4 protein-coding genes are annotated in these 6,000 nt (G+C 69.7%); 2 read left to right on the top strand and 2 right to left on the bottom strand.

Features of this window, described 5'->3' with window-relative positions; genetic code table 11:
* On the top strand, positions 1-1,325 hold a 1,325-nt coding region (locus F3J18_RS20890; protein ID WP_205195516.1), incomplete at its 5' end, for an autotransporter strand-loop-strand O-heptosyltransferase.
* Positions 1,326-1,407: 82 nt separating this feature from the next.
* Complete coding sequence (locus tag F3J18_RS20885; protein ID WP_046574471.1) at positions 1,408-1,614, top strand: oxidoreductase-like domain-containing protein; 207 nt, start codon at positions 1,408-1,410, stop codon at positions 1,612-1,614.
* Between the two features lie 23 nt (positions 1,615-1,637).
* Here the strand turns inward: F3J18_RS20885 and mgtA are convergent, their stop codons facing one another.
* The gene (mgtA, locus tag F3J18_RS20880; protein ID WP_166913961.1) at positions 1,638-4,436 is read right to left on the bottom strand and encodes a magnesium-translocating P-type ATPase; all 2,799 of its coding nucleotides are present in this window, start codon (positions 4,434-4,436) and stop codon (positions 1,638-1,640) included.
* Between the two features lie 724 nt (positions 4,437-5,160).
* A complete protein-coding gene (locus tag F3J18_RS20875) occupies positions 5,161-5,829 on the bottom strand; it encodes a cation diffusion facilitator family transporter (RefSeq protein ID WP_166913959.1) in 669 nt (222 codons plus the stop codon).
* Positions 5,830-6,000: the final 171 nt, after the last annotated feature.

The following is a 6,000-nucleotide window of genomic DNA, read 5'->3' as shown; positions in this document are numbered from 1 at the left end:
CGGTGGTGGCCGTGCCGGTCGGCCCCGCGGCGACTCCGGTCGAGGCGCGCGGCCCGGCCGGCACCGCCGATGCGCCGCCCGAGCCGGTATTCGAGGGCGGCCCGGCGGCGATCGTCGATCCGGGCGCGCCGGTGCTCGAAGGGCCGCACGGGATCCGCTACGACTTCAACTACGGCTGCCGCGTGCAGGTGCCGGCGGGGCCGTGGCGGGTGCGCCTGCTCGACCTGGACGCCGACGTGGTGCTGTTCGACGAGCTGGTGGACGACGGGGTGGTCAGCAGCACGAAGAAATATTTCGTGCGCTTTCGCATCGAGGTGCTGCGCGACGAGGAACTGGTGTTCGAGCATGACTACGACGCTTGCGGCCAGCGCGTCTACATGCGCCTGCCGGTAGGCACGCTCGGCGACATCCTGGCCTGGTTCCCCTACGTCGACGAATTCCGCCGCGTGCACGACTGCCGTGTGTCGGTCTCGATGGGCGAGGCGCTCTGGTCGCTGTTCGAGGACGCCTATCCGGAGCTCGACTACGTGCGTCCCGACGAGGAAGCGAAGGCGCTGGCCGGCGCCTACGCGAGCTACTACCTCGGCATCTTCTTCCCCTGCGACGACCGCACCCACCAGCCGACCGACTTCCGCGTCAGCGGCCTGCAGAAGACCATTCCCTACCTGCTCGGGCTGATGGCCGTCGAGCGCCGGCCGCGCATCGCCGTGCGCGACACCACGCGCCTGATCGCCGAGCCCTACGTGGTGATCGCCGCGCAGTCCTCCTCGCAATGCAAGTACTGGAACCACCCGACCGGCTGGTACGAGCTGGTGAAGTTCCTGAAGGCGAGCGGCTACCGCGTGCTCTGCATCGACAAGCAGCCGGCGCACGGCGAGAAGCTGATGTGGAACCTGATCCCCTACGGCAGCGAGGATTTCACCGGCGACCTGCCGCTGCAGCAGCGCGCCAGCCTGCTGCTGCATGCCGATTTCTTCATCGGGCTGTCGAGCGGGCTGTCGTGGCTGGCCTGGGCGCTGGGCAAGCCGGTGGTGATGATCAGCGGCTTCACGCATCCGCTCAACGAGTTCGAGACGCCGTGGCGCGTGATCAACTACCACGTCTGCAATAGCTGCTGGAACGATACCTCGGTGGAGTTCGACCATCGCGACTTCGCCTGGTGTCCGCGCCATGCCGGCACGGATCGCCAGTTCGAATGTTCGCGCCTGATCACGCCAGGGCAGGTGATCCGCACCGTCAAGAGCCTGATGACGAATCTCGATCTCGATCCGCGCCGGGTGGTGGAACCGCAGGACGCGGCGGCGAAGCAGGGCGGTCGCCGCTGATGAAGCCTCGGGGCCGGGCACGGCCCCGGGGCGATCGGCCTATACTGGCGGCTCGTTACGATTCCCAGCCAGCCCAGCCGCCGTGTCGAAGTCGCCAATCTCCCCGTCCAGTTCCGCCACCGAGCCCGCCGACGATCCGCGCCCCGAGGCGCCCGTGCCGCCCGAGCTCGAGGATTGCTGCCAATCCGGCTGCTCGCCCTGCGTGTTCGATCTCTACGACACCGCGCTCGAAGAGTACAAGGCCGCGCTCGCGGCATGGCGCGAACGCCATCCGCAAGCGCAGCCCTGAAGCGGCCGCCGGGCGCGTCGCGCTCAGAACCACTCGCGATAGCGCCGCACGTAGATCGTCTTGACGGTCTGCGCCAGCACGATATACCCGAGCATGGTGGCCGCGAGCCACAGCCAGTAGCTGCCGGGCAGCCGCACGAAGCCCAGCGCGTTCGCGAACGGCGAGAACGGCAGCCAGCAGCCCAGCGCGATCGCGGTGACGGTCGAGAGCAGCACCGGCAGCGCGGCCGTGCTCTGCAGGAACGGGATCCGGCGGGTGCGCAGCAGGTGCACCACCAGCGTCTGCGAGACCAGGCTCTCGATGAACCAGCCCGAGTTCATCACCACCTGGCCGGCGGCGCCGCCTTGCGCGTGATACAGCGCGCCCGCGCCGAACACGAACCACATCAGCAGGTAGGTGCTGACGTCGAACACCGACGAGGTGGGCCCGATCCACAGCATGAAGCGGCCGATGTTGCCGGCTTCCCACTTGCGCGGCTTCTTCAGGAACTCCGGGTCCATGCGGTCCCAGGGCAGCAGCAGTTGCGAGGTGTCGTAGATCAGGTTCAGCACCAGCAACTGGGTGGCCAGCATCGGCTCCCAGGGCAGGAAGGCGCTCGCGATCAGCACCGAGAACACGTTGCCGAAGTTCGAGCTGGCCGTCATGTTCAGGTACTTGAGGATATTGCCGAAGGTCTCGCGGCCCTTCACGACGCCGGCCTCCAGCACCATCAGGCTCTTCTCGAGCAGGATGATGTCGGCGGTTTCCTTGGCGATGTCGGCGCCGCTGTCCACCGAGATGCCCACGTCGGCGTCGCGCAGCGCGGGGGCGTCGTTGATGCCGTCGCCGAGGAAGCCGACCGTGTGGCCGTTGGCCTGCAGCGTGGTGACGATGCGCGACTTCTGCATCGGCGTGAGCTTGGCGAACACGGTGGTGCGCTCCACCGCCTCGGCCAGCGCCGCGTCGTCGAGCGCGTCGATCTGCGCGCCCAGCAGCGGCACGCCGGTCGCCAGCCCGACCTGGCGGCAGACCTTCAGCGTGACGGTGGGATGGTCGCCGGTGAGTACCTTCACGGCCACGCCGTTCTCGCGCAGCGCGGCCAGCGCCGGCGCGGCCGAATCCTTGGGCGGATCGAGGAAGGTCAGGAAGCCGCGTACCACCAGATCGTGCTCGTCGCTGCCGCGGTATTGCTCGCGCGCCTCGGCCGCGGCGATCGTGCGGGTGGCGATCAGCAGCACGCGAAAGCCGTCCTCGCTGTAGGCATTGGCCTGCGCGACCAGGCGCTCGCGGGTGGCGGCGTCGAGCGGCTGCGGCAGGCCATGCTCGTCCTGGAAGCGTGTCGACACCGCCAGCATCTCGTCGACCGCGCCCTTGCAGATCAGCAGGTGCGCGCCATGCGCGTCGCCCACCACCACCGACAGCCGGCGCCGCACGAAATCGAAGGGCAGCTCGTCGATCTTGCGATAGCCGAAGGGCTTGGCGCGATCGCCGAGCGCATCGGCGCGCGTCACGATCGCGATGTCGATCAGGTTCTTCTGGCCGCTCTGGTGCACGCTGTTGAGCCAGGCCAGGCGTAGCACCTCGTCGTCGCGCTGGCCGCGCAGGTCGAGGTGGTGCTCCAGCAGGATGTCGTCCTGGGTGAGCGTGCCGGTCTTGTCGGTGCAGAGCACGTCCATCGCGCCGAAGTTCTGCACCGCGTTCAGGCGCTTGACCACCACCTTGCGGCGCGCCATCGCGATCGCGCCGCGCGCGAGGTTGGTGCTGACGATCATCGGCAGCATCTCGGGCGTGAGGCCCACCGCCACCGCCAGCGCGAAGGTCATCGCGCCGAGCCAGTCGCCCTTGGTCAGGCCGTTGATCACGAACACCACCGGCACCATCACCAGCATGAAGCGGATCAGCAGCGCGCTGACGCTGGCCACGCCGCGATCGAAGCTGGTTTCCACGCGGCGGCGGCCCGTCACGTTCTTCGCCAGCGCGCCGAACACGGTGCGCTCGCCGGTGGCGATCACCAGCGCGGTGGCGGTACCGCTCACCACGTTGGTGCCCATGAAGCAGACGTTGGCGAGGTCGAGCGGGGAGCCGGCATCGGTGCTGCCTGCGTTGCCCGTATCGACAGCATCACCGGCCGCCTCGGCTGCCGGCGCCTGCGCCGACTTGCCGGCCACCGCGCCGAGCGTGTCGTATTTCTCCACCGGCAGCGCCTCGCCGGTCAGCGCGGCCTGGCTGATGAAGAGGTCGCGCGAGGCGAGCAGGCGCACGTCGGCCGGCACCATGTCGCCGGCCGACAACTGCACGATGTCGCCGGGCACCACCTCGCGGATCGGGATCTCGCGCAGCATCGGCTCGGTGCTCGCGGTGGGCCGGCGCCGGACCATGGTGGTGGTGCGCACCAGCGCCTTGAGACGATCGGCGGCGCGCAGCGAGCGGAATTCCTGCACGAAGCGCAGCACCGCGCTGATGGTGACCATGCTCAGCAGGATCGTCATGCCGACATAGTCGCGATCCTCGGGCGCGGCGAACCAGACGTCGGTGCAGAAGCTGATCGCGGCCAGCACCAGCAGCACGTAGACGAAGGGATTGTGGAACGCATGCAGCAACTGGCGCAGCCAGTGCGGCGGGCGATCGTGCGCGATCTCGTTGGCGCCGTGCTGGGCCAGGCGGTCCTCGGCTTGCGAGAAGGTCAGGCCGCGCGTGCCGGTATGCAGGCGGGCGAGCACGTCCTCGAGCGAACGGTTCGCCTCGGCGACGATCGGCGCGGTGGCCGGGGAAGCGGCGCGCTCGCGCGCGCCGGGCTGGACGAAACCGCGCTGGCGGTTGCGGCGAAGGAATCTGAGTGTCATCTAACGCTCCTGATGCCGCGCACGACGGCGCGCGGCGAGCGTCGGGCGCGGCGATCAGCGCGCGCAGGCTCCCCGCCGCGTCGCGTCCTGCGCGTTCGGCTGCTTGGATCGGAATTCGGGGCGGCCCGCCGGCGCGACGGCCGGCGCCATCGCGAGGAGGATCGGCATCGACGCGCCGGCGGGCCGTAATGGACCACCGGGGCTACTGTCGCTATCCATCTGGACTCCTGTCGATTGGGGCAGGGCGCGTGCCCTGCCATGGGCGGGATCGAGGTTCACGCCGCCGAAGGGCGGCTTGCCATGTGCTTGTCGGCGTGCCGGCGCCGCGCGACACGCGCCAGCGGCATGCCATGGTGGCCGGCGGTGGCGAGGACGAGCGACTGCGTGCCGGGCCGAAGGCTCGGCGGCATCATGCGCGATCTGGAAAAAGCGGGGAAATCAGGCCGGCTTGGCCCGAAGAACGCCGCATCCCGAGGCCCGGGATACGGCGGGAGACGAACTCCGTGGGTATGCCTCAGGCGATGGGGAAGCCGGTCGAGGACCGACTATGACTACTCGCATCAGGGTTCACGGAAACGCTCCGGTCGTGAGGACGGGGCGATGGTAATCGGCCCGCTTACGCAGCGTCAAGCCTTGGCAGGCAATTTGTCGTGAAACGGGGAGGGCCGGCGGTCGATCGCGGAATGCGACGAGGCAATGCAAGCGGCAGGCGAGTCTCGCCCGATCAACGCGGCGGGGCCGCGCGGCCGCCCCAGCCCGCGTGGGCGGCGCGCATCTGGTAGCCGCGCTTGGCGAAGCCGTAGCCGGTGCGCAGGATCATCACGCCGATCAGGGTGGCGGCCAGCTCGTCCAGGCGCGGCAGGCCGGCCCGCGCGCCGGCCAGGGCCAGCGTGGCCAGCAGCAGGGTCAGCGCGTCGGCGCGCAGATGGCAGGCGCTGGCCTCGATCAGCGCGGCACCGCCGATCGCTCGGGCGCGCTTGAGCATCCATTGCGAAAGCCCGCCCTTGCCGGCGAGCGCGACGGCCAGCACCGCGAAGGACAGCGCGTTAGGCGAGACGTCGGCGGGGGCGTCGAGGCTGGTGGCGGCGTGCCAGATCATCTGGGCGCCGGTGGCGAGCAGCAGCGCGCCCAGGCCGAACAGCGCGACCGGCTCGTAGGTCGGCCGCTGCTCGGGCGGCAGCTTCGCGTCGAGACGGCAGGCCAGCAGCAGCAGCGCGTCGGCCAGCAGGTCGATCGCCGCGTGGATCGTGTCGGCCAGGATCCCCGACGAGTGCGCGGCGTAGGCGGCGCCGGCCTGCGCGATCATCAGCACCAGGTTGACGACGAGGCTCGTCGTCAACACGCGGCTGGTGATGGCATGGACGGACTGGGACGCGCGCGCTGAACTCGGCATAAAGGCGTGGGGTTGGGTGTGCTTGCTGGTCTAGGCCGGACTCTATCGGCGCCAGATGGCAGACCGATGACATCGGGGGGATTGCGGGGGAGCGAGCGATGCGGCGGGGCGACGAGGGCGCGAGGATGCGGGAATTCACCGAGGCCGCGAGGCGGTCGGTGTCACAGGCGT

The sequence above is a fragment of the Burkholderia sp. Ax-1720 genome (genome assembly GCF_011753035.1).
In the GTDB taxonomy this organism is placed as follows: Bacteria; Pseudomonadota; Gammaproteobacteria; order Burkholderiales; family Burkholderiaceae; genus Burkholderia; species Burkholderia gladioli.
The sequence above is the reverse complement of the archived record's forward strand: the minus strand, read 5'-3'. Positions and strand labels throughout refer to the sequence as shown.